Genomic DNA, 24,017 nt, shown 5'->3' on the forward strand with positions numbered 1-24,017 from the left:
GGCAATATGGTGCAGGTTTCCCCCTGCGCCACCGACCTCCCGGAGGTGATCAAATCCTGTCAGGCGCGGTCAGGCGGGCACGAGGTGCCGCTCGACAAGCGCGCGGATCTCCTGCGGCGGCGGCGCCTTCCGGAACTCCGACGCGGTAATGAAGACACTGACGAAATCGCCCGAGAAACACAGCGTGCCGTCCTGGTAGCCGTCGACGTGGAACCCGATCGAGGTCTCGCCCAGCCGGTTGGGCCAGACCCGGCAGATCAGCCGGTGCCGGGGCGTGATCGGCGAGGTGAACTGAAGCGCCATCGACACGAAGGGCGTGCCCATGTTCCGGTCGATCTCCATCTGGAACCAGCCGCCGCCCAGGTGATGCTCCCACCAGCCGTTGATCGCGTCGAGCGCGAAGCACGGGATGCGGCCGGTATAGGCGATGCGCGCGGGGTCGCAATCGGCCCAGGTGACGCGGATCTCGTGCTCGTAGATACCGGCGTCCCCCGGCGCGCGCTGATCGTCCATCGGGCTAGTAGGTCTCCACGTGATAGCGACCCTCGTCGCGCATCGTGTCGCGCAGATCGTGCCAGGGCTGGCCGATGCTTTCGGCGATATTGGCGAATGCGTGTTCCACCCCTTCCTCCATCCCGCGCAGGCCGCAGATATAGATATGGGTCTTGGGGTCCTGCAACAGCTCGGCGACGATCTCCTCTTCCTTGGCCATCCGGTCCTGCACGTATTCGCGCGGCTTGTCGGGCAGGCGGCTGAAGACCAGGTGCTTTTGCAGCAGGGTGTCGGGCACTTTCCGCAACGGCCCGAAATACGGCAGGCTTTCCGGCGTCCGCGCGCCGAAGAACATGGTCATGCCGCCCGATTTCTCGCCCACCGCACGCTGGCGGCGCATGGTGAAGGCCCGCATCGGGGCCGAGCCGGTGCCGGTGCAGACCAGCAGCAACCGCGCCTCGGGGTCGTCGGGAAGCAGGAAGGTCGCGCCGAAGGGGCCGGTGACCTTGACCTTGTCGCCCTTCTTCAGGTCGCAGACATAGTTGGAGCACACGCCATGCTCTTCCCGCTTCACGGTAAGCGAGACGTTGTTGTAGTTCGGCCGCTCGCCGTCGCGCGGGCTCGACACCGAGTAAAGCCGCGGCAGGTGGGGCTTGCCCTCGGCGTCCTCACCGGGGGCAATGATGCCGATCGACTGCCCTTCCAGCACGGGGAAGGGCTTGCCCTCGAAATTCAGGATGATGTGGCGGACGTCCGAGCCGCTCTCGTCATGGGTCAGGCCGTAATTGCCCTGCACCGTGGCCTCTACCGGGTTGGCGAGGTTGTAAAGGTTGATGGTGGGCTTGGCGGCCGAGGCCGGTGCCTTCGACTTGCCGCCGGCGCCCTTGTGCGCCTCGGCCAGCAGCGCGGCCATCGCGTCGTCCAGCGCCTCGATCCCGCCATCGGCGCCGGGGCCCGGCGCCTCGATATCCTCCTGCTCGGGCAACTCCTCCCACGAGAATTGCTCGTCCAGCGAATAGGGCTGTTCCACCACGCGCCACTCGTCGATGCTGCCGGTGGGGCAGACCGGGATGCAGGCCATGCAATAGTCGCACTTGTCCGGGTCGACGACGACATTGTTGTCGTCATGGGTGATTGCCTCGATCGGGCAGGTCATCTCGCAGGTGTAGCAGCGGATGCAGATTTCCGGGTCGATCAGGTGTTGCTTGATCGGCTGGTTCATGCCTCGCCCCCTTTCAGAACATGGCCCGGCAGGGCCAGCGCCTCGATCAGCGCCGCGCAGGCGCCCTTGCAGCCCGCGCAGCCGATGCACCTGCCGCGCAGGGCGGCCAGTTCGTCCACCAGTGCGCTCATGTTGGGCTTGTGTGCGATGTGGCGGTCGATCTGCATGGTCTCCTCCCTGGGGGTTGCGGCGGCCGGCCCCGCGACAGGCGGGGCCGGTTGGCAGTGGCGGGTTACGCCATGTGCAGTTTGACGTATTCGAAATCGCCCGGCTTGTTGTCGATCCCGACCTTCGGCGGGGCGATCCAGCCGGCAAACTTGCCGGGCTCGGTGACCTGCTCCATCAGCGACTGGATGAAATCGCCATCGGCCTTGGTCGGCAGCCAATCGGCCATGCCCTTCTCGTACTCGGCCTCCGACACGATCTCGCCCTCGGGGTTGAACTTGTGCCCGGCAAAGACGCCGATCTGACGATTGAAACTTTCATGCGGCAGCTTCAGCTTGAAATCGACACCGGCCTTCTCGATGATCTTGTTCCACCGGCCGATCCCGCCCGAGGCGTCGCGGGTATAGTCGTCGCGCAGGCGCATGTTGATGGCGGTCAGCGCCGGCACCTGTTTCTGCACGGCCTTGCCATCCTCGAAATCCCACACCGTATAGGTGTCGCCCTCGAGCTTGTGGTCGTCGTCGATCCTGTGCTCGTGATAGCGGCCCTTGATCCCGGCGTTGAACGCGTTGGCGGCGTTGGTCGACACCTCCTGCCCGAACAGGTCGAGCGACAGGGTATAGTGCAGGTTCAGCTTCTTCTGCACCGTCGGCAGGTCGATCACGCCCAGCGCGCGGATCTTGTCGGTATCGTAGGGGTCGTCGATGCCGTTTTCCTTCATCACCTGGCAGGTCCGCTCGATGGTGCGGCCGACGCCGGTTTCGCCCACGAACATGTGGTGCGCTTCCTCGGTCAGCATGAAGCGGCAGGTGCGCGACAGCGGGTCGAAGCCCGACTGCGCCAGGCTTTCAAGCTGCATCTTGCCATCACGGTCGGTGAAGTAGGTGAACATGAAGAAGGACAGCCAGTCGGGCGTCTCCTCGTTGAACGCGCCCAGCATCCGGGGCGCTTCCTCCGAACCGGACGACCGGCGCAGCAGGTCATCGGCCTCTTCCCGGCCATCGGCGCCGAAATACTTGTGCAGCAGGTAGACCATCGCCCACAGGTGCCGGCCCTCTTCCACGTTCACCTGGAAAAGGTTGCGCATGTCGTAGAGCGACGGCGCGGTCAACGCCAGGAAGCGCTGCTGCTCGACCGAGGCCGGCTCGGTGTCGCCCTGGATGACGATCAGCCGCTTCATCATGTTGCGGTATTCGCCCGGCACTTCCTGCCAGGCCGGTTCGCCCACATGCTCGCCACAGGGGATCTTGCGGTCTTCCACCTGCGGCGCCAGCAGCACGCCCCAGCGGTACTCGGGCATCTTGACATAGTCGAACTTGGCCCAGCCCTTGGGGTCGACGCTGACGGCGGTGCGCAGGTAGACCAGCGATTGCTGGAAATTGTCGGGGATCAGGTCGTTCCACCAGTTGATGTAACCGGGGTGCCACTTTTCCAGCGCCTTCAGAACGCGCTTGTCCGAGGACAGGTTCACGTTGTTGGGAATCTGCGTGTCGTAGCTGACATTGATGAGATCGAGCATGTGTTGGGTCTCCCAGTTGCGCCGGTCAGACGCGTTCCATGTTGTACTTGCCGCGCAGGCCGCTGCCGTAGCGTTGCAGCGCGCCCTCCTCGCCGACGGCGTTCGGCCGGTTGAAAATCCAGTTCTGCCAGGCGGTCAGCCGCCCGAAGATCCGCGTTTCCATCGTTTCGGGGCCGGCAAAGCGCAGGTTCGCCTCCATCCCCGTCATCGCGTCCGGGCTGAACGAGGCGCGCTCTTCCATGAAGATGCGGATCTCGTCCTCCCAGTCGATATCGTCATAGGCGAAGGTGACGAGGCCCGCCTCCTTGGCGGCCTCGGCCTCCAGCGGCTCGCCGGTCTTGGCCTTCAGCTCCGCCACGTGGCCGGGCTGGCCAAGGAAGCGGGTCTCGAGCCGGGTCAGATCGTTGCCCATCGGGTATTGCCCGAAATTGCCATCGCTCAGGGTGACGGTGGCTGTGGGCCGGTTGTCGCCCTCGAATTCGTCCTCCATCATGTAGGAGCGGTCGACGGCCCAGAGCAGCTCGGCCAGCACGCCGGCGAAGCACGAACCATGCTCGACCAGCGCCACAAGGCTGCGCGAGGTCACGTCGATCCGTTTCAGGACGCGCTTCCAGTAAAGCAGGATCTCGTTTGCGAGCCAGTTGTCCTTGTTGTCGAGCAGCAGTTTTTCATGCGCCAGCACCGCCTCGGGGTCGCCCTGGGTGCGGAAGGTCAGCAGGCCCAGCTCGGCCTCGTTGAGGCGCAGGTGCAGGATGGCGTCATCCAGCTCGCGGGCGAGCTTCAGCAGGTAGGATTGATCCCCCTGCCCCTCCAGCGCGGCAGCATCGGCCGGCGCGTCACCCTCGGGGCCCTTCAGCGTGATCGTCGCCCGGCGGCGGTCGCGGTCGAGTTCCACCTCGACCAGCGAATAGGTGAGCGAGCCGTCGTCGCCGATGGTGCGGTCGATGGGGCCCAGCGTGATCCCCTTGCCGGTCTCCTTCTTCGAGGCGGCGGCGAATTCCTTCGCGCGCTCTTGCACCGTGGCGTCGAATTTCGAGTTTGGGATCACCTCGTCGACGAGGTCCCAGTCCTTCGCCCGCTTGCCGCGCACGCCCTCCTCGATCGAACAGAACACGTCGGCCAGGTCACGGCGCACCTTGCGCTTGTCGGTCACCCGGGTCAGCCCGCCGGTGCCCGGCAGCACCGCCAGAAGCGGCACCTCGGGCAGCGCGACCGAGGACGTGCTGTCATCGGTCAGCATGATGTGATTGCAGGCGATCGCCAACTCGTACCCGCCCCCCGCGCAGGAGCCCTTCACGGCGGCGATGTATTTCTGGCCCGAGTCCGCCTCGGCGGCCTCATAGGTGTTGCGCGTCTCGTTGGTGAACTTGCAGAAATTGACCTTGTGGCTGTGCGCCGCGCCGCCCAGCATCCGGATATTGGCACCGGCGCAGAACACCTTCTCCTTGCCCGATTGCATGACGACCACCTTCACCTCCGGATGCTCGAACCGCATCCGCTGGACGATATCCGCCAGCTCGATATCGACCCCGAGGTCATAGGAGTTCAGCTTGAGCTGGTAGCCGTCGAACAACCCGCCATCCTCGTCGACATCCATGAAGAGGTTGGCAACGTCGCCGTCATACTCGACACGCCAGTGGCGGTATTTCGACGGGTCTGTTCGGAAATCTATCATCTTGGTCACCGCGGCGTCCTCCCGGTTCGAGCCAATCCTGCTTGTGCGTTAAGTTGCATCATAGTGCTTACGGGTGGGCATGTAAACCGCAAAGCCCGTGTTTTATGCACGATGTAACCCCTTATTTCTTTGAGTTTCGGCATATGAGTGCCGACACGAGCGTATCTAGCATTATTTTGCACACACCCTCAACCAGCATATCTCAGCGCCTGATTCCTCATCTCCTGCACCTCCGCACGGCCCAGCCCCATCAGCCTCTCCTGCCCCTGCAGGAAGGCCTCGCGCAGGGCCGTGTCGGCCAGTGCGGCGATCCGGCGGGCGGCATTCTCGCGGCCCATCCGCGCCTTCAGCCCGCCATTGGCCAGCTGGATCAGCCCCTGCAGCAGGTGCCGCTCGGCGCTGGCAGGCGGCAGGACCATCCATACGGCCTCCCACAGCTCATGGGCCTCCCAGAAATAGCCCTGTGCAAACGCCTCCCGGCCGCCGAGGAACGCCGCGCTCTGCGCCATTTCCTGCGGTGTCATCGCAGGCGCAAGCCCCTCCTTCAGCGGCTCGAAAATCGCCTCGTCGGGCCGCTCGGTCTGACCCGGAAGATAGGGCCGGGGCGGCAGGGTCAATGCCGGTGAGCGGTTCACGGCGCGCCGCTCACGCGACCTCGACCTCCGCCGCCTCGATCCGGGTCAGGCGCGCGGTGAACTCGGCCACCGCCTCGAGCGTCCTTTCGGGCTGGTCCATGTGCGGAGAGTGCCGGCACGCGTCGATCACGGCCGTATCGACCGGTGCATAGCTGCGGGTCTCGACCTCCTCGACCTGCGCCAGCGTACCATACTGGTCCTCGCGCCCCTGGATCACCAGCGACGGGATGCGCAGGTAGTCGATCACCTCGGCCACGTTCCAAACCTTGAACCCGGGATCGAGCCAGGCGTCGTTCCAGCCCCGGAAGGTCGCCTCGGGATCACGGTGATACTTGGCCATTCGGTCCTTCAGATCATCCGTCGCGAACGCCTCCCGCGCCTTGGCGATCTCGGCCAGCCCCATCTCCTCGGTAAAGAAATGCGGCGCCATCAGGATCAGCCCGCGCACCCGGTAATCCTCGACCCGTCCGGCATACTCGGCGGCAATCGTCGCCCCGTCGGAATGCCCGAACAGGATCACCGGCCCCTCGCCCAGCGCATCCAGCACGTCGGGCAGCACATCGACCGCCTCGCGCGTCATGTAATCCAGCGGCCGGGGCAGATCGGCCGGGTCCGACTGGCCATAGCCCGCCCGCGAAAAGGCGAAGACGGGGCAGCCAGTGGCCTGCGCCACCCGCTCGGGGAAGTCGCGCCAGAGGGCGAGACACCCCAACCCCTCATGCAGCATGACGATCACGGGGTTCTCGCCCGGCGCCGCGCCAAACGCGGCCCATTCCAGCGATTTGCCACCCGCCGTCAGCGTGCCCTTGCCGGCGTTCCAGTCGATGACCATCACGCGCTCTCCCTCAGTTTGAAACGCTGGATCTTGCCGGTGGCCGTTTTCGGCAACTCGTCGACCACCTCGATCCAGCGGGGGTATTTCCACATGCCGATCTTGTCTTTCACGAAGCCCTTCAGCGTCTCGGCATCCACCTTCTCGGCCCCCTCCTTCAGCACGACGTAGGCGGCGGGCTTGATCAGGTCCTGCTCGTCGGCCCGGCCGATCACCGCCGCCTCGAGGATCGAGGGATGCTCCACCAACGTCTGCTCCACCTCGAAAGGGCTGACCCAGATGCCCGAGACCTTGAACATGTCGTCGGTCCGCCCGCAATAGACGTACCGCCCCTCCGGCGTGCGCTCGTACTTGTCGCCCGTGCGGGTCCAGTGCCCGGCAAAGGTCGACATGGATTTGTGCCGGCGGTTCCAGTAGCCCTCGGCGCTCGACGGGCCACGCACCAGCAGCTCGCCCACCTCGCCCTCGGCCACCTCCTCGTCGTGCTCATCCACCAGCCGCACCTCGTAACCGGGCACCGCCGTGCCAGAGGTGCCATAGACGATGTCGTCGGGACGGTTCGACAGGAAGATATGCAGCATCTCGGTCGAGCCCACGCCATCGACGATATGCGCGCCCCAGAGGCGGTGCCACCGCTCGCCCACCTCACGCGGCAGCGCCTCGCCCGCCGAGGTGCAGAGGCGGATGCGATGATCGGGCTTCGTGCCCGCCTTCTCCTGCTCGGCCACCAGCGCGGCATAAAGCGTCGGCACCCCGCAGAAGATCGTCGGCTTCTCCTCCTTCATGATCCGGAAGACCAGATCGGGCGTCGGCCGCCCGGCGGCGATCACCGTGGTCGCCCCCACCGACATCGGAAAGGACATGGCATTGCCCAACCCGTAGGCAAAGAACATCTTGGCGACGGAATAGACCGTATCATCCTCGGTGATCCCCAGCACATCGCGCGAGAAGCACTCGGCGGTGGCCTGCAGGCTGGAATGGACATGCCGCACACCCTTGGGCGCCCCGGTGGAACCGGAAGAGTAGAGCCAGAAGGCCAGCTCGTCCGCGCTGGCCTCGACCGTTTCGATCTCGGGCGCGCCCTTGCAGAAGGCCTGGTAATTCTCGGACCCCTCGGGCGCATCGCCGATCACCACCACGGCGCGCAGGTAGCGGTTGTCCTGCACCGCCGGGGCCACCGTCTCCCACAGCGATTGCGACACCACGAGGATCGAGGCGCGGCTGTCGCTGAGGATGCTGTCATAGACCTGCGTCGACAAAAGCGTGTTGAGCGGCACCGGGATGGCCCCGGCCTTGAGCGCGCCCCAGAAGATCACCGGGAACTCGATCTGGTCCTGCACGATCATCGCGACCCGCTCCTCCCGCCGCACGCCGTGCCGCTCCAGCGCCCCGCCGAAACGGGCGGCCTCCTTGGCGAGTTGCCCGTAGGTCAGGCTGCGCTTCGCACCGTCGGCCTCGCGGAAGGCCACCTTGTCGGCGCGGCCCTCCTCGATGTGGCGGTCCACGAAATAGACTGCGGCATTATCGTTCATCTTCGGTCCTCCTCCCGTCCGCCGGGCGCGGGGCCCGGCGTGCCCGGCCTACTTGCCGGTAAACTCGATCGCGCCCTGCGGCAGCAGGTAGAGCACGTAGGCATCGCCGCCGGTCACCGTGGGGTGATGGTCGGTGCCGGGCTCGTAGACATACCAGCCCTCGGCGAACCCGTCGAAATGCGGCTGGCCGTCAAGGCCCATCACCGCGCCGATCTCGCCCGTGGGGTGGATGTGATGCGGCCCGCGCACGTCCTTCATGCGCACCACGTCGACGCTGAAATCCCCCGCCGCGCCGCCGGGCTTCACCGCCCGGCCAAAGCGGATGCCGCCTGCCTCGCGCGACATCAGCCAGCCCTCCCGCTCGCCCTCGGCGCAAAGCTCGCGCAGCTCGGCGAATTCGGGCCCGTCCTTGGGCCATGTCCTGTTAAGATACCCGGCCAGACCGGCATCGAGCGGCCTGCCCTCGATGGCCTCCGCCACCTCGCCGACCAGGGCCTCGAAACGTTCCTGCGACATGCGCGCCTCCTCCCGAATTGGCCACGACAGAATCGAATAGAGCGGTTTGGACGTATAATGCACTTGTTGCGCAATATTGCAACATTCACCTTTACAATCTGCACTTTTTTGCATAGACAGGAATCGATACCTGCCCGTAGTCTCGGGAAGGATATCGTTAGGGAGGATACCAATGAAGAAACTGTTTCTGGCCGCTGCGGCGGCATCACTGCTCGCCGTGACAGGCGCCAGCGCACAGACCAAGGTCGGCGTGCTTCTGCCCTATTCCGGCACCTACGCGGCGCTCGGCAACGAGATCACCCTCGGCTTCAACATGGCGCTGGAAGAGGCCGGTCGCACCGGCGAATTCGAAATCGTCAAGGAAGACACCGAGGCCAAGCCGCCGGTCGGCCTGGCCAAGGCCCGCAAGCTGGTTCTGGAAGACGAGGTCGACGTGATCATGGGGCTCGTCTCCTCGGGCGTGCTGGGCGCCGTGCGCGATTTCGTCGATGGCGCCGAGGTGCCGCTGATCGTCGCCAACGCCGGCAATGACGAGGCGACGGGCGAGAACTGTTCGCCCTACATTTCGCGGGTCTCCTTCTCGAACCGTCAGGTTTCGGGTCCGATGGGCGAATGGCTGGCCGAACAGGGCGTCAAGACGGCCTACACCCTCGCCCCCGACTATGCCGCCGGCCACCAGATGGTAGAGGCCTTCACCCAGAAATTCACCGAGGGCGGTGGCGAGGTCGTCGGCGGCGAATTCACGCCCTTCGGCCAGACCAGCGATTTCGGCCCCTACCTCACCAACGCCAAGTCGTCGGGCGCCGAGGCGCTCTTCGTGTTCTACGCGGGCGGCGAAGCCATCAGCTTCGTCAAGCAATACGGCTCGTTCGACCTCAAGGAAGACCTGCCGCTCTACGGCTCGGGCTTCGTGACCTCGCCGCTCTACGTGGCCGCCGAAGGCGATGCAGCCGTGGGCGTGATCGCGGCATTGCACTATGTCCCGACGGTCGACAACGAGATCAACAACGCCTTCGTCGAAACCTACAAGGCCGCCCATGACAAGGCTCCGTCGGAATTCACCATCCAGGGTTACGACGCCGCCAAGGCGCTGATGGCCGCCATCGACTCGGGCGCCAGCGACCGCGAATCCATCGCCAAGGCGCTGCGCGGCCTGAAATTCGACAGCCCCCGCGGCCCGGTCGAGATCGACGCCGCCACCAACAACATCGTCCACGACGTCTATATCTACGAGACGGTGAAGGAAGGCGACGGCCTGACCCAGAAGATCCTGGGCACGATCGAGGCCGTCCGCGACGAACCGCACGGCTGCCAGCTCGACTGACGGCCACGCACGATTTCGCCCCCGGCCATTGCGGGTTCGGGGGCGAGGTTTCTGCAGATCAACCCGGGGTGAAAAGGGGCCGGTCATGGATGCGGGTTTCTGGGTTCTACAGTTCCTGAACGCACTGCAATACTCGATGCTGCTGTTCCTGCTCTCGATCGGGCTGACGGTGATCTTCGGGCTCTTGCATTTCGTCAACCTCGCCCACGGGGCGCTCTACATGATGGGCGCCTACCTGGGCATCTCGGCAGCGGCCCTGACCGGCAGCTACTGGGGCGCGTTCATCCTCGCCCCGCTGGGGGTGACGGCGATCGGCGCGCTGCTCTACTTCACCCTGATCGACCGGCTGCGCGGGGCGGGCCCGATGAACCAGGTGCTGGTCACCTTCGGGCTGATCTTCGTCTTCCTCGACATCGCCCGGCTGGGCTGGGGCGACGTGGCGCTGGGGCTCAGCGCGCCGGCAGGGCTGTCGGGCACCTCGAACCTGCTGGGCGTCTCCTACCCGACCTACCGGCTCTTCATCATCGGCCTCGGCGCGGTGGTCATGGCCGTGCTGTGGCTCGTGCTGGCCCGCACCCAGATCGGCGCGATGATCCGCGCCAGCGTGGAGAACGGCGACATGGCCGCCGCGATGGGCATCAACGTGGGCCGCCTCTTCTTCGCGGTGTTCTGCGTCGGCTGCGCGCTGGCGGGGCTCGCGGGCGTGGTCGCCGCGCCGGTCTTCTCTGCCACCACGGGCATGGGCATCTCGATCCTGATCCCGACGCTGATCGTCGTCGTCATCGGCGGGCTGGGCAGCCTTCAGGGCGCCATCGCGGGCTCGCTCATCGTCGGCCTGATCGAAACCGTCGGCGCGGCCTTCCTGCCAAGCTTCGCGGCGGTGGCAAGCTACCTGCTGCTGGCCGCCATCCTTGTCCTGCGCCCGCAAGGGCTGATCCCGGCGCGAGGGACCTGAGGCCATGTTCCACCAGACCCCGACCCGCTCCATCGTCCTCGTCTTCGCACTCGTGGCCCTGGCCCTCTACGCCATCTACGGCGGCTATTTCGCCCGCGAGATCGTGGTCGAAATCGCCATCCTCGCCATCCTCGCCATCAGCATCGACGTGGTGGCGGGCTTCGGCGGCATGGTCTCGCTCTGCCACGGCGCCATCATGGGCGTCTCGGCCTACACCTACGGCATCCTGACGGCCAAGCTGGGCTTTCCCGCCCTGCCCTCCGCCGTGGCGGCGCTGGCGGCGGCGGCGGTGTTCGGCACCGTCGTCGGCTGGATCACCGCCCGCACCACCGGCATATATTTCATCATGGCCACCCTCGCCTTCGGGCAGATGGCCTATACCGTGATCTTCAAATCCCGCTGGCTGGGCGGCGATGACGGGATGGGCGGCCTGCCACGGTTCGATTTCGACTGGGCCGGCATCGCCATGAACAAGTCGCTGCCCTTCGCGCTCTACGCCCTGTTGCTGGTGCTGCTCTGCTACGTGGCCGCCGCCTGGGTCATGCGCTCGGCCTTCGGCCGCACCCTCTGCGGCATCCACTCCAACGAGCCGCGGATGCGCGCCATCGGCGTCAGCACCATCATCCACCGCGCCCGCGCCATGGGCTTCTCCGGCCTGCTGGCGGGCGTCGCCGGCATCATCGCGGGCCAGCATATCCAGTACATCTCGCCCGAACTGCTGTTCTGGACCGTGTCGGGCGAGGCGCTGATCGTGGTGATCCTCGGCGGGCTCGGCACGCTGATCGGGCCGATGATCGGCGCCATCGCCTTCGTCCTGCTCAAGCACGAGCTGAGCGGCCATACCGACCACTGGCACATCGTCGTGGGCCTCGTCCTGATCGCCACGGTGCTGGCGGGCGGGCGCGGCCTTTACGGCCAGATCGAGCACTGGATGGCCCGGCGCAAGGCCAGGGGGGCGGCGCAGAATGCTTGACGTCCTGAACCTCTCCAAGGCCTTCGGCGGGCTGCAGGTCACGCGCAACGTCTCGTTCAAGCTGGAGAAGGGCGAACGCCGTGTCATCCTCGGGCCCAACGGCGCGGGCAAGACCACGCTTTTCAACCTGCTGGTGGGCGAGCTGAAGCCCACGGCGGGCGACATCCTCGTGGGCGGCACCTCGATCTCCGGCATGAGCGTCAGCCAGCGCTCGCGCATGGGCCTCTCGCGCAGCTACCAGAAGAACAACCTCTTCGAGGACCTCACCGTACGCGAGAACCTGACGCTGGCCGCCGCCGCCGCACAGGGCAAGATCGCCTGGCTGGTCAAGGACAGCTTCCGCGACCGGGGCGTGAAGGAGGCGGTCGAGGAAGCCGCCGAGCTGGTCTCGCTCACCGACCTGCTCGACACGCCGGTCAAGGCCGCCTCCTACGGCAACCGGCGGCAGCTCGAGGTGGGCATCGCGCTGGCGACAAGGCCGAAACTCCTGCTCATGGACGAGCCCACCTCGGGCGTCGGCCCCTCCATGATCGAGGGCTTCCACCGGCTGCTGAAATCGCTGCCCGAAGACCTCACCGTGCTGATCATCGAACATGACATGGACCTCGCCTTCGACGTGGCCGACCGGATCACCGTGCTGAATTTCGGCGAGGTGGTGTTCGAGGGCACACCGGACGAGACGCGCGGCAACCCGGTCGTGCGCGACATCTACCTGGGGGACTGGCAGCAGGATGCTTGAGCTGGAAGGGATCGAGACCGGTTATGGCGAGACCCGCGTGGTGCACGGGCTCGATCTGAAGGTGCGCGAGGGCACGGTCCACGCGCTGCTGGGCCGGAACGGGGTGGGCAAGTCGACCACGCTGAAATCGGTGATCGGTCAACTGCCGGTGACGGCAGGCCGGGTCACGCTGGCCGGCCAGCAGATCTCGGGCAAGCTGCCCTATGACATCGCCCGCATGGGCGTGGCCTACGTGCCCGAGACGCGGGACATCTTCGGCGCCCTGACGGTGCGCGAGAACCTCGAACTCGCCGGCCGGCTGGCCGGGCCGGGGTCGGACTGGACGGTCGAGAAGGTCGTGGCCTTCTTCCCCAACCTCGCCGACCGGCTGAACAATGGCGGGCACGAGCTATCGGGCGGCGAGCAGCAGATGCTGGCGGTGGGCCGCGCCCTGATGGCCGCACCCCGCATCCTGATGCTCGACGAACCGACCGAGGGGCTGGCGCCGATCATCATCCAGCAGATCTTCGGCAAGCTGAAGGAGCTGAAGGCGTCGGGTCTGACCATCCTGCTGGTCGAGCAGAACCTGAACTTCGCCCTCGGGCTCGCCGACGACATCAGCCTGATGGGCCGCGGCCAGATCGTCTGGCGCGGCGATGCGGCTGCGCTGGCCAGGGATGACGAGGCGCATACGCGCTGGCTCGGGGTCTGAGGCGCCGCGCATCGCCGGGCCGCCCCGACGGCACGGCGATTTGGCAGACGCAAGCACCACGCTCGAGTGACGGATGTACTTGGCAGGCATAAACTGCCCATCACCAACGTCGGATCGCCGCGCCAAGGGCGCGCCGATGCGCGGCGCCTGCCCCCAGTCAAGCCGCCTTCCGCGGCCCCTTCAGCTTGTAAAGGCTCGCCGGCCGATGCCGCCCGCCGGTGGTCTTCTTCTCCAGATCTTCCAGATCCCAATGCGAATTGATCCACTTGCGGAAATTCCGCTTCTCCAGCGGCTCGCCCTTGATCGTCTCGAAGGCCACCTGCGCCTGTGACAGGGTGAACTCCTCGGGCAGGAACGAAAACACCACCGAGGCATCCTCGCCCAGGTCGGTCGACACCAGCTTTGCCAGCGCGCGCCGCGCATCCTCGAGGATCTTCGCATGATCAAAGGCCAGCTCCGGCAGCGCATCGAAGGAAAACCACTCCGCCCGCGCCGCGTCGGTCGAGGCCACCAGCTTCAGCCGGTCCATCGGCACCAGCGTCAGGAACACAACCGTAATCACCCGCTCGCGCGGATCGCGGTCGGGCCGGCCATAGGCACCCAGCTGCAGGAACGGCAGCCCTTCCAGCTGCGCGGGCGTCACCCCGGCCTCCTCGGCCAGCTCGCGCCGCGCGCCGGTCTCGAGGTCCTCGTCCATCTGGACGAACCCGCCCGGCAGGGCCCAATGCCCCTTGTAGGGCTCCCCGCCCCGCTCGATCAGGGCCACGTTGAGCCGCCCCTCGATAATGGAAAACACCGCCGTGTCGGTTGTGACAGCGGGATGCGGATACTCGTATTGATAGGTCATGCTCACCTCTATGTGTATTGCCGACACTATATAGGGGCGCTGGCGGTGTAAACACGCTTTTCGCGGCAATTCCTTGCGAAATGGAGCGGGAAACGCGGGGGAATCGGCCGCTTCCGAGCGATCCGGTGAGGCGAGTCGCGGCAGTCAATGGGCCCGAAACTGCGCGTTGGCTCGAAAAATCACGAAAATGAATCCTTGATTTTCAATAACTTACGTCAGCATCACCCCGCAAGCCCATTAAGTGTCTTTACAACACTTATTGTTGGTGTCATAACTACACCATCGAAACACGGCAATCACGCCACAAACACAACACCACACCGAAAGGACCAACACAATGTTCAAGAAACTCATCACCGCCGCCCTCTTCGCCACCGTCGCAGCCACCGCAAACGCCTCCATCTCCGACAGCTTCGACATCGACACCTCATCCCTCGCCGCCCCGGCCGCCTCGCAAACCGTCACCGAGACCGAAAGCTTCGACACCGCCTATTACTGCGAATGGGTCACCGTCTACGACTACTACGGCAACTGGGTCACCCTGTGGCAGTGCTACTGATCCATCCCTGAACCTCCCTCCCCTCCCTGAGCAACTGGCCCGCCAAATGGCGGGCCTTTTTTCCGTCCGACGGAAATTCTCCCCGCCCACGTTAGACTTGAAACCAAGCCGCGGCTGTGGCTGTCTTGGAAAAAGAGGGGGGTCGCGCGCGCCATGGCGACTGTGTTCCTGAGCCACGCAACCAAGGACGACGCCCTGACCGGCGACCTGTTGCGGTGGCTGCACGAGAACGGCTTCCGCGACACCTTCGTCGACCATCTCGACATCCTCGGCGGCGACAACTGGACAGACCGCCTCCGCGACCAGGCCGCCGCCTGCCGGGTGGTGATCTGCGTGCTGACGGAAAACTGGCTCACCTCCTCGGACTGTTTCAACGAGTTCCAGGCGGCGTGGTACATGGGCAAGAGCATCCTGCCGCTGTTCTTCGTCGACATCGACGCGCCCGGCACCGGCGAACCGGCAAGGCGGCTGGGCCGGGTGCTGGCGGAAACGCAAGGGATCGACCTGCGCGGCGCGCTGGCCCCCGACGGCACGATCGACCTCTCCCGCGATCCGGGCACCGCCGACCTGCTGGCCCGCAGCCTGCGGGCCTTCGGCGCACAGTCCGAGATCGGCCTCGACCCGACGGCGTTTTCGATCGACCCCGCCGCTCGGCCCACGCCCTTCCCCGGCCTCGTCTCCTTCGGCGATCGCGATGCCGACGCCGCGATCTTCTACGGCCGCTCGCGCGAGATTGCCGAGGCGATCGAGGAGCTGCGCTCGATGCGCGCCAATGCCGACCGGCGGCCGCTGGCCATCCTTGGCGTGTCGGGGGCGGGCAAATCCTCGTTCCTCAAGGCCGGTATCCTCCCGCGGCTCAGGCGCGAGCCGCGATCCTGGCTGCCGCTGCGCGTCTTCCACCCCGGCATCGACCCGCTCGACGGCTTCGCGCGGGCGATCTCGCAAACGCTGGCCGATCACGGCGCGGCCGAGGCACCGGGCGAGATCCGCGCCACGCTGGAAGGCGCGCTGGCCGCCGGCACCGGGGACGACGCCCTCGGCAACACCCTCGACCGCCTCTCCGAGAAACTCCGCACCGCCGCCGGTTCCCCCGGCGCGACCATCCTCATCAGCGTTGATCAGGTCGAGGAGCTGCTGCGCGACGACAGCCCCGCGGCCGCAAGGCTCATCGCCTGCCTCGCCGCCGCCGGCGAGGGCCGTCGCGGCTGGATGACCGCCATGACCATCCGCGCCGACCGCCTGCCCGACCTGCAGGCCCATCCCGGCTTCGGCCAACTCAAGACCCGCGGCTACGACCTGCGCCAGATGCCGCCCTTCCGGTTCAGCGACGTGATGGAACAACCCGCCGCCCGCTACGGCGTCCACCTCGCGCCCGAGCTGGTCGACGCGCTGATGGACGACTCCCCCGAGCGCGACGCGCTGCCGCTTCTGGCCTTCGCGCTGCAGCGCCTGTGGGACCAGTTCAGCGCCGACAAGGAATTGCTGCTGGAAGATTACCAGCGCCTTGGCCGCCTTTCGGGCCTGCTACGCGACGCCGCCGAACGTGCCCTGGCGGGCGTTGCGCCGGGCGACGACACCGGCCCGCCGCCCGGCCAACAGAAGGACCGCGCGGCCCTTGCCGAAACCTGCTTCATCCCGGCCCTCGTCGATGTCGATGCCGACGGCAAGGCCACACGGCGCACCGCGCTCTGGGCCGGGTTTTCCCCCGAGGAGCAGGCGCTTCTGCGCCAGTTCGAGGCCTGGCGCCTCATCGTCCGCCGCGGCGTGGGCGAGGAGGCGACGGTCGAGGTCGCGCACGAGGCGCTCTTCCGCGAGTGGGACCGGATGCAGGCCTGGCTGGAGCCCGAGATCGCCCGCATCGCCACCCTGCGCGGGATCGGCGATGCCACCCGCGCTTGGGAGCAGTCGGGCCGCAACGCCAGCCTCCTGACCCATCGCGGCCAGCGCCTCGCCGAAGCGCGCGCCCTGCTGGCCAACCCCCGCTACCGCGACCGGCTGGACAGCACCGACCGGGCCTATCTCGCCGCCTGCACCCGGCTGCGGCGCCGGGGCATCCTGACCACCTCCATCGCCGCGGGCGTGGCCGTGGCGGCGGTCGGGCTCGGCGTCTGGTCATGGCAGCAATCCGAACGCCGCATGGTGGCCGAGCGCGAGGCCGGATTCGACGAACGCGTCGCCGCCGCCATGCAGGCGCAGGACATCAGCACGCTGGAAAGCTTCACCTATTACATCCTGCAGGATCCCTACGCCCGCACCCGCGAGGACCGCTTCGCCATCCTCCGCCGGGTGCTGAGTTCCGCGCAAACGACGGTCGACCCCGAATACGCCATCGCCGATTTCGCGCTCGAGGCGCTGGATGCGCCGGAAAGCAGCGTGTTCGAGCTGGAATACTCCTCCGAACGAGGCGTCGATGCAGAGCTCTTCCCGATCCTCTGGCGCCCGCGCGCCGACCGGATCGCCGGGGAATGGGGCCTGCCGGTGCCGGGCTTCCTGCAACTGGTCGAGAACCCGGCCTTCCCGCCCCGCCGCGTGGTGATACGCCGCGCGGGCGAGGTGGTGTTCGACGCCATGCTGCCCGAGACCGACGGGCGCCATATCCTCGACGCCTCCAAGCTCGACAGCGACGACCTGAAGACCTTCTTCGAGGCCAACCGCGCCAGCTTCGCCCCCGCCGAGGCGGTGACCGGCTCGCCCGACCACTATTACGTGCCCGACTGGAGCGTGCCGATCTGGAATGCCGGGCGCGACCGAGAGGCGGGCAGCCGCGTGCTGCCGCCCGGCGCCGATTTCACCCTGCTCCTCGGCAACCTCATCGTCGACGACCCGCAAATCGTGCTCGACACGGCGGCGGTCGACTATTTCTTCCGCCGCTTCCCCGAGGCCTATGACGTCACCGTCAACGAATACCTCGCCATCCGCGGGCCGCATGTGCGCGAGGACATGCTGGCCTGGCTCGACGCGGGGCATTCGCTCGACGACATGCTCTTCAGCCTCGGCCTGATCGCCAGCCACGGCCCCGGCGCACGCGAGATCGACATGGCCGCCGCGCATGAGGGGGCGGGCTGGCAGGCGGGGCTCTACATGCACGGGCCCATCCGCCGCACGCGCGAGGTGGCGGCGCTGAGCGAGGAGAACGACCCCTTCGCCGCGGGCAGTTTCGGGCAATCCGCCTACAGCCGCCCCTCGGCCCCCGCCTCGATCGCGCCGGACCGGGCCGAGCGTGTCACGCTCCGCGCCGCCGACTCGGAGGAGAGCGTCTCAGGTACCAGCCGCGAGACAACCGATCCGCTGACCGCCCCCGTCCGCCTTCTGCTGCCCACGCCCGAGGCCGGCCAGCCCTTCGAGGCCTGGCACCCCGTGGCCCAGGCCATCTACCGCGACCGCACGCTACAACTCTCCGACGCCTTCCTCGACACCCGCGACGCCACGCTCGACCGGCTCCGGCGGAAAACCGGGCTGGTCACGCTCGACATCGCCGTCCGCTCCGACGCGCGGCTGGGGCCGGGGGACGTGGCGGTCGAGATCCTCGACAGCGACTGGACAGAGCCCCTCACCCCCGACACCGACGACCCCGCCGCCACCATCGAGGCCGTCTTCCGGGCGCTGGAAACCCGCGTGCTGTCCGACCCGGCCCGCTTCGTTTTTCCGCATGACATGGCCGGCTATCTCGACAGCGCCGCGCCGGGCCGCAAGCGCTGGGCGCTGGAGACCTTCGCCCATACCGACCTGATGCAGCTCGTGGCCGGGCTCGTCCGGCACGAAACCTCCGGCGCGCGCCCCGACGGGGCCGATGCGGCCCACCTGCCCCGGTTCGACTGGCTGCTGGGCGCGCTGGTCTTCTCCGTCGCGGCGCATGGTGTATCGGATGGCGAGGCCCACCTCGCCCTCTGGCGCGACCTTTCCGACCGGGCGGCAGGGCCCGGCGCGTCCACCGCACAGGAATCGGCCACCACCGCGGCCGTCGCCGATGGCGTGGCGCATCTGCTGGCCGACGACATCCCGGCCGCCAAGGCAGCCTTCGAACGCGCCATCACGCAGGACCCCGAAGCCGCCCGCGACAGCTTCCTCACCGCCTATGCCAACGCCGCCCCCGCCATGCTGGCCGACCGCCTGCGCGACGACTGCCGCGCCCCCACCCGGCCCGATCTCGGCCAGCTCGGCATCCAACAGCTCGACCTCGTCCTGGCCACGAACCCAGCCCCCGACGACAGCACCCTCTTCGGCCTCTGCCGCCTCGCCGCACAGGACAAGGCCGGCACGCGCGACTGGCTCGACGCGGCGATTGCCTACGCCGCCACCCTCCGCGCCGAGGACGATCTCGACCCGGAAGAGGCCCTCTGGCTCGGCCGCACCATCTGGCAGCGGCACGATCCCCTCTCGGAAACCCCCGGCGCGCTGGCGGTGGGCCAACGCTTCCTGCAAGGCGGCACCTCCCGCATCGACGACCCCGCTCGCACGGACGCGCTCGGACAGGCGCTGGCCACCGACTGCTATGACCGGATCGACACCCGCCCCTGCATGCGCCGGGTGATGGCGCTGGCCGAACAGGCCGGCAAACCCGAAATCGGCCTCTTCGCCGCCGAGGCGCTCGCCACCTCCAATGCCCCCGCCGACCGCGAGCGCGTCACCGCCATGCTCGACCTCTTCCAGGCGGCGCGAGGCCTGGCACCCGACTACGCCGGGCCGAAGGCCGACTGGTACGCCGCCTATGTCAGCTTCCTGCGCGGCCTCGTGGCCCAGGCGGCGGGCGACGGCGACGCCAAAGCCCACCTCAACCGCGCCATGGGCCACCCCGCCTTCCGCTTCGCCGTCCTGCCGGCCTTGACACAGGTCACCGCGGCACAGGACGGCCCCGACGCCGCCCGCGCGCTCATTGAAGACGCCCTCTCGGCCGCCGACGTGGCCTCGGTCGACCCCGCCAACCTCGCCAACCTGCACGCCCTGCACCTGGCGCAGGCCATCGAGGCGGGCACCGGCGAAGCCCTCCTGCCCGCCATGGTCGCCCTGCCCCGCGACACCGACTGCCTCCAGGACTATACCGGCTCCTGCGCCGCCCCCTGGCTCTGGCGCGCCGCAGCCCAGGTGCTCTACCGCCACCAGGACTGGCAGACCGTCGCCCGCACCGTCACCGACCGCGTCGATCACCCCTATGCCCGGCTTGTGTCCCTGATGCTCTACGCGCAGGGCGGTGACCTCGCCGGCGCGCCGGCCCTCCTGCGGCGCAACTGGCAGCGGGTCGATCCCACCACGTGGGACAGGCGCCTCGCCCTCGAGGACGCCGACGTCTGGCGCGAGGTCCTGCTGGCCGCCGCACTGGGGAAAGAGGTGGAAGGCTACCGGCTGGCTCACCTGATAGGCGTCCTGCAGGACCCCGCGCAATTCGACGGCCACGCCCTGTCGAAGATCGGCCTCCCCCGCGAGGAACTGCTGACCGAGGCGCTGTTCTACGCCGCCATGCGCGACATCGCGCAGGGCCGTACCGAGGATGGCCTGACCCTCCTCCGCCAGACGCGCGAGACAGGCTATACCCCGGCGCTGGAACACGCCTACGCAAAGCGCTTCCTGGCCCAGCTCGAACAGGCCGAACGCTGAAGCCTCTCAGCCGACGGGCACCAGGTGATTGTCCCACGCGCAATCATGCCGGGCCAACTCGCGCGGCCCGCCGCTATCGGCCAGCACCCACCCCTCACCGGTGGTGAACACGAACCCGCCCGCCCCCGGCGCCGCGCCGCAGATGTCGCGCTGGTCCAGCCGCCGCGCCACCCGGCCCTCGGCATCGGTGACCACCGCCATCCCTCCGCGCGGGCCGGTAACGGCGATCTCCTCGCCGCTGCCGGAAAACGCGACGCTGCCAAGATAGCCTTGCAGGTCACTTTCCACCCCCGGCCCGAACCCGTGAAACGCCAACGCCCCGCCCCTCCGATGCGTCGCCAGAAGCGGCGGCACCTCCCCCATCGCCCCTTGCCACTGGCAGGCGATGGCCACCAGCCCGTCGCCCCGCACCGCGATATGGCGGATGGAATTCTTGTGCCACGCCTCGGGCGGCTCCACCTGGTCCAGCAACGTCCCATCGAAGGCCAGGTAACTCAGGTTCGGCCGCATCGTCGGAATGTTCAGCTTCTGCCGCCCGGCTTCCGGATGCGTCTCGATCCCGCCGTTCGCCACAACCAGCGTCTCGCCAGGCGGCATCAACCGCAGCTCATGCGGCCCGAGCCCGCCCGACGGCATGGCCCCCAACCGCGCGAACTCGCCCGCGGCATCCCAGATCCCGATCATCCCGCGACCGGTCTCGTAGTCGTTCTCGGTGGTGAAAAGGGTCGCACCATCCGCCGAGAACGCCCCGTGCCCGTAAAAGTGAAACCCCTCCGGCGTATCCAGCCGCCGCACCGTCTCGCCGCTCGCACAGTCAATCACCAAGGCAAACTGCCCGGGCCGCCGGGCGAAGGCCACCGCCAGAGGCCGGCTGGGATGCGCCACCGCCGCATGGCCGCGCCCCGGCAGCGGGATCTCGAACAGCCGCTCTCCGGCCGCGCCAAGCCCGACCAGCGCGAACACCCCCGAAGGCAGCCTCGCCGCCGCAAGGTAGGCGGGGTTGCCCGCATCGGCCCAGCTTGCACGGGGAACCAGCCCGGAGGCCAGCAACCCGGCAAGGAACCCGCGCCGCGTGGCCCCGGCCATCAATCCCCGTCCATCGCGTTGAACCCCGCCGACACGCCCAGCGCCGGGCCAAGCGCCCCCTGCACGATCTCCCGCACCTCCTGCAGGTCGGCCTGCAGCGATTCCACCCGGAACCGGCCCGCCGGCTCGGCCACCGAGGCAAAAACCGGATCGTCCAGCGCATCGGCACTGTCGTGAAAATCCTCGAGCTCCGCCGTCAGCCGCGCCTGCAACGCCGCATCCCCCTCGGCCAGCCGCACCGCCAAGCCGCCCGCGCCGCGCACCGCCGCCTGCAACAGCGCCAGGCTCAGCCCTGATCGATACGCCTCGGCCCAGTTCGGGCGGGGCCGCTCGAACGTGCCCAAGGGCCGCCCGAGCCGCATGTCCACGGCGAATTCCAGGCCGGTGCCGGCCGACTTGTAGAGCACCTGCAACACCTCCTCCTCGGTCCGGTAGGGGCTGTCACCGCCCGGCTCGGTCAGCATCGGCGCAAAACCCTCCCACGCCTCGGCCAGCTCGCCCGTCGTGCCGTGGATATCCGCCACGACCGTCCGTACCAGCGCGCAGCGGTAGTCCGGCGTGCCGATCTCCGCCAGCTCCTCCTCGTGCAACAGATAATCCAGCGCATAGAACCCACGCGCCGCGATCGACATGTCGGCATAGGCCTCCGGCGAAAGCACATCCTCGTTGCCATCCGCCAGCATCTTGCGGATCGCACTCGCCGTCCGCCCGCGCGGATCGGGCCAGAAGGCCAGCGCGAAGGCCCGGTTCTCCTCCTCCGACGGGCCGAAGCGCAGATGGCTGACCCTGGCCCAGGCCAGGAACGCGGCGGCATAACTGTCGTGCAGGCCCGGGTGGGTACAGTCCTGCCCCGCCGCCTCCACCATCCGCCTGGCCGCTCGGTCCAGCTCGGCAAACCCGCCGACGATCTCCTCCTCGACGATCCCGCGGATCTTGCCGGCCCGGTCCTGCGCCGGCGCGGCCAGCGGCAGGGCGATCAGCAGGGCAGCCATCAAACGCTTCATCAAAGGCTCTCCAGAAACGCGATCAGCGCCGCCCGGTCCTCCGGCGCCATCTCCACCACCGCATCCCGCTGCGCCTGCGCCTCGCCGCCATGCCACAGAACCGCTTCGAGCAACGACCGCGCCCGCCCGTCATGCAGGAAATACGTATGCCCCGACACGCGCTCGGTCATCCCCACGCCCCAAAGCGGCGCCGTGCGCCATTCCCGGCCCGTCGCCCGCGCCTCGGGGCGGTGGTCGGCCAGCCCCTCGCCCATGTCATGCAGCAACATGTCGGTATAGGGCCAGATCAACTGAAAGCTCTGCTCCGGCTGATCTTCCAGCCGGTGCGTGACATAGGCCGGCGTGTGGCAAGAGGTGCACCCGGTCTCGTAGAACACCTCCTTGCCGCGCAGCACCGCCGGATCGGCCACGTCCCGCCGCGCCGGCACGGCAAGGTTCCGGCTGTAGAAGGTCACCAGCTCCAGCCCCTCGCCGTCGATCTCGTGCAGCCGGTCATCCCCGTCGCCATGCGGCCCCGCGCGGCAATCGGCCTGCGCCTCGGTGCACTCCCCCCACGGGTCGGGGAACAGCGGGTTGGATATCCCGATATCCCCGGCAAAGGCCGAGGCCGTCTGGTGCCGCACCGTCGGCGCGCCGGCCTTGTGCCCGAACCGGCCCAGCATCGGCATGTCGAATTCCAGCGACCAGATGATATTCGGCCGCCCCGATATCCCGTCGCCATCCGCATCCTCCGGATCGGCCTTGGCCATGATATCCGCCGCCGGGATCGCCTCGAGCAACCCCAACCCGATCATCTGCGGCGCCACCCGCGGGCTCAGCATCGCGTCGGGGTGCAGCGGTCCATACCCCAGGTCAGCCGCCTCGTAAGTGGGCACCCGCAGGCGGGCCGTCTCGCCACCCGACAAGGCCACCTCGCGCTCCTCGTAGGTCACCTTCAGCCGATACTCGGCCTTCTGCCCCGGCAGGCTGAAATCCTGCAACTGCGCGCCATAGGTCGGCTCCGGCCTGGTCGAGATGTAATCCTCGATCTCCGCCATCGCCTGTGCCTCGCCCCCGGGGATCGACACCCGCAGGAACATCGACACCGCCGAATCCTCCGGCCCCTCCGGCGGATGGCCGCGCCCGTCCTTCAGGTGGCACCGCTGACAGGACCGCGCGTTGAACAGCGGTCCCAGCCCGTCCGAGGCCAGCGTCGAGGACGGCGACGAGACCCACAGCTTGCGGAAAAGCCCGTTGCCCACCTTGAAATCAAGCTCGTCGGCAAAGGGCATGTTGCCGGAAGGCTGGGAAAACGCATCCGGGTTGTCGCGCGGGCGCACCGTGGCCGCCCCGGCCGACATTTCCTCGAACGGCTGCGGCTTCGAGAAATCCTCCGGCGCCGCAAGCGCCTTGTCGATCCGCTCCTGCTCGGCCCCGGTCCGGGGCACGATCCGCAAATGCGGCTCGTCCAGAACACCCGCCCGCCCGGCAGACCCGACCGCCAGGCCCGCCAGCAGCGTCCCGGCAATCACCCTCCAACCGAGCTTCGCGAAATCTCTCATCGGCATCCGTTCCGGGCCCGCGTCACGACCGCATGACATCTGGTCCAGATCAATATGAGTTTTTTTGTCGGGTATCAAATCCCGAAGCGGTTTCAAAATGCCGCAGCCCCGGAGAACG

General features: G+C 67.7%; 20 protein-coding genes. 7 read left to right on the plus strand and 13 right to left on the minus strand.

Annotation, left to right across the window (positions count from 1 at the left end; all coding sequences use genetic code 11):
* Positions 1–69: 69 nt before the first annotated feature.
* From ACO07J_RS17305 to ACO07J_RS17345, 9 genes are all read right to left on the minus strand, one after another.
* Entirely contained in the window at positions 70–513 is a 444-nt protein-coding gene (locus ACO07J_RS17305; RefSeq protein WP_422031230.1) for an acyl-CoA thioesterase, read from the minus strand.
* A gap of 4 nt (positions 514–517) precedes the next feature.
* Complete coding sequence (gene boxA, locus ACO07J_RS17310; protein ID WP_422031232.1) at positions 518–1,714, minus strand: benzoyl-CoA 2,3-epoxidase subunit BoxA; 1,197 nt, start codon at positions 1,712–1,714, stop codon at positions 518–520.
* Positions 1,711–1,881 carry a hypothetical protein gene (locus tag ACO07J_RS17315; RefSeq protein WP_422031234.1) on the minus strand — a complete coding sequence of 57 codons (171 nt, stop codon included), beginning with the start codon at positions 1,879–1,881 and terminating at the stop codon, positions 1,711–1,713. Before ACO07J_RS17315 ends, boxA begins: the two co-directional genes overlap by 4 nt.
* 65 nt (positions 1,882–1,946) lie before the next feature.
* Positions 1,947–3,398 (minus strand): benzoyl-CoA 2,3-epoxidase subunit BoxB, encoded by a 1,452-nt coding sequence (gene boxB, locus ACO07J_RS17320; RefSeq protein ID WP_422031236.1) that lies wholly within the window; start codon positions 3,396–3,398, stop codon positions 1,947–1,949.
* Between the two features lie 25 nt (positions 3,399–3,423).
* The gene (gene boxC, locus ACO07J_RS17325) at positions 3,424–5,082 is read right to left on the minus strand and encodes a 2,3-epoxybenzoyl-CoA dihydrolase (RefSeq protein WP_422031238.1); all 1,659 of its coding nucleotides are present in this window, start codon (positions 5,080–5,082) and stop codon (positions 3,424–3,426) included.
* 179 nt (positions 5,083–5,261) lie between these two features.
* A complete protein-coding gene (locus tag ACO07J_RS17330; RefSeq protein ID WP_422031240.1) occupies positions 5,262–5,708 on the minus strand; it encodes a DUF309 domain-containing protein in 447 nt (148 codons plus the stop codon).
* A gap of 10 nt (positions 5,709–5,718) precedes the next feature.
* The gene (locus ACO07J_RS17335) at positions 5,719–6,540 is read right to left on the minus strand and encodes an alpha/beta fold hydrolase (RefSeq protein WP_422031242.1); all 822 of its coding nucleotides are present in this window, start codon (positions 6,538–6,540) and stop codon (positions 5,719–5,721) included.
* Positions 6,540–8,072, minus strand: coding sequence for a benzoate-CoA ligase family protein (locus ACO07J_RS17340; RefSeq protein WP_422031244.1), 1,533 nt, complete (start codon positions 8,070–8,072; stop codon positions 6,540–6,542). The genes ACO07J_RS17335 and ACO07J_RS17340 overlap by 1 nt, the downstream gene beginning before the upstream one ends.
* Positions 8,073–8,120: 48 nt before the next feature.
* A complete protein-coding gene (locus ACO07J_RS17345) occupies positions 8,121–8,588 on the minus strand; it encodes a DUF4863 family protein (RefSeq protein ID WP_422031246.1) in 468 nt (155 codons plus the stop codon).
* A gap of 172 nt (positions 8,589–8,760) precedes the next feature.
* On the opposite strand from ACO07J_RS17345, the gene ACO07J_RS17350 reads away from it, so the two are divergent.
* The 5 genes from ACO07J_RS17350 to ACO07J_RS17370 all read left to right on the plus strand — a co-directional run bounded on the left by ACO07J_RS17350 (position 8,761) and on the right by ACO07J_RS17370 (position 13,270).
* Positions 8,761–9,912: an ABC transporter substrate-binding protein gene (locus ACO07J_RS17350; protein ID WP_422031248.1), complete on the plus strand. Its 1,152-nt coding sequence runs from the start codon at positions 8,761–8,763 to the stop codon at positions 9,910–9,912.
* 85 nt (positions 9,913–9,997) lie between these two features.
* On the plus strand, positions 9,998–10,867 hold the full coding sequence (locus tag ACO07J_RS17355; protein ID WP_422031250.1) for a branched-chain amino acid ABC transporter permease: 870 nt from the start codon (positions 9,998–10,000) through the stop codon (positions 10,865–10,867).
* Positions 10,868–10,871: 4 nt separating this feature from the next.
* Positions 10,872–11,840, plus strand: coding sequence for a branched-chain amino acid ABC transporter permease (locus ACO07J_RS17360; protein WP_422031252.1), 969 nt, complete (start codon positions 10,872–10,874; stop codon positions 11,838–11,840).
* Positions 11,833–12,579, plus strand: a complete 747-nt coding sequence (locus ACO07J_RS17365; protein ID WP_422031254.1) for an ABC transporter ATP-binding protein — start codon at positions 11,833–11,835, stop codon at positions 12,577–12,579. Before ACO07J_RS17360 ends, ACO07J_RS17365 begins: the two co-directional genes overlap by 8 nt.
* The gene (locus ACO07J_RS17370; RefSeq protein WP_422031256.1) at positions 12,572–13,270 is read left to right on the plus strand and encodes an ABC transporter ATP-binding protein; all 699 of its coding nucleotides are present in this window, start codon (positions 12,572–12,574) and stop codon (positions 13,268–13,270) included. Before ACO07J_RS17365 ends, ACO07J_RS17370 begins: the two co-directional genes overlap by 8 nt.
* A 157-nt stretch (positions 13,271–13,427) precedes the next feature.
* Here the strand turns inward: ACO07J_RS17370 and ACO07J_RS17375 are convergent, their stop codons facing one another.
* Positions 13,428–14,117, minus strand: a complete 690-nt coding sequence (locus ACO07J_RS17375) for an NUDIX hydrolase (RefSeq protein WP_350130774.1) — start codon at positions 14,115–14,117, stop codon at positions 13,428–13,430.
* Between the two features lie 337 nt (positions 14,118–14,454).
* Between ACO07J_RS17375 and ACO07J_RS17380 the strand changes: the two genes are divergently transcribed.
* A complete protein-coding gene (locus ACO07J_RS17380) occupies positions 14,455–14,676 on the plus strand; it encodes a hypothetical protein (RefSeq protein ID WP_422031258.1) in 222 nt (73 codons plus the stop codon).
* Positions 14,677–14,829: 153 nt separating this feature from the next.
* On the plus strand, positions 14,830–20,268 hold the full coding sequence (locus tag ACO07J_RS17385) for a TIR domain-containing protein (RefSeq protein WP_422031260.1): 5,439 nt from the start codon (positions 14,830–14,832) through the stop codon (positions 20,266–20,268).
* A gap of 6 nt (positions 20,269–20,274) precedes the next feature.
* Here the strand turns inward: ACO07J_RS17385 and ACO07J_RS17390 are convergent, their stop codons facing one another.
* Genes ACO07J_RS17390 through ACO07J_RS17400 form a run of 3 tightly spaced genes read right to left on the minus strand, consistent with a single transcriptional unit; the run spans position 20,275 to position 23,899 of the window.
* Complete coding sequence (locus ACO07J_RS17390) at positions 20,275–21,354, minus strand: DUF1513 domain-containing protein (protein WP_422031262.1); 1,080 nt, start codon at positions 21,352–21,354, stop codon at positions 20,275–20,277.
* Complete coding sequence (locus ACO07J_RS17395) at positions 21,354–22,358, minus strand: imelysin family protein (RefSeq protein WP_422031264.1); 1,005 nt, start codon at positions 22,356–22,358, stop codon at positions 21,354–21,356. Before ACO07J_RS17395 ends, ACO07J_RS17390 begins: the two co-directional genes overlap by 1 nt.
* Positions 22,358–23,899: a di-heme oxidoredictase family protein gene (locus ACO07J_RS17400; RefSeq protein ID WP_422031266.1), complete on the minus strand. Its 1,542-nt coding sequence runs from the start codon at positions 23,897–23,899 to the stop codon at positions 22,358–22,360. The genes ACO07J_RS17395 and ACO07J_RS17400 overlap by 1 nt, the downstream gene beginning before the upstream one ends.
* Positions 23,900–24,017: the final 118 nt, after the last annotated feature.

The organism is Roseovarius sp. (assembly GCF_965228755.1).
GTDB lineage: Bacteria > Pseudomonadota > Alphaproteobacteria > Rhodobacterales > Rhodobacteraceae > Roseovarius.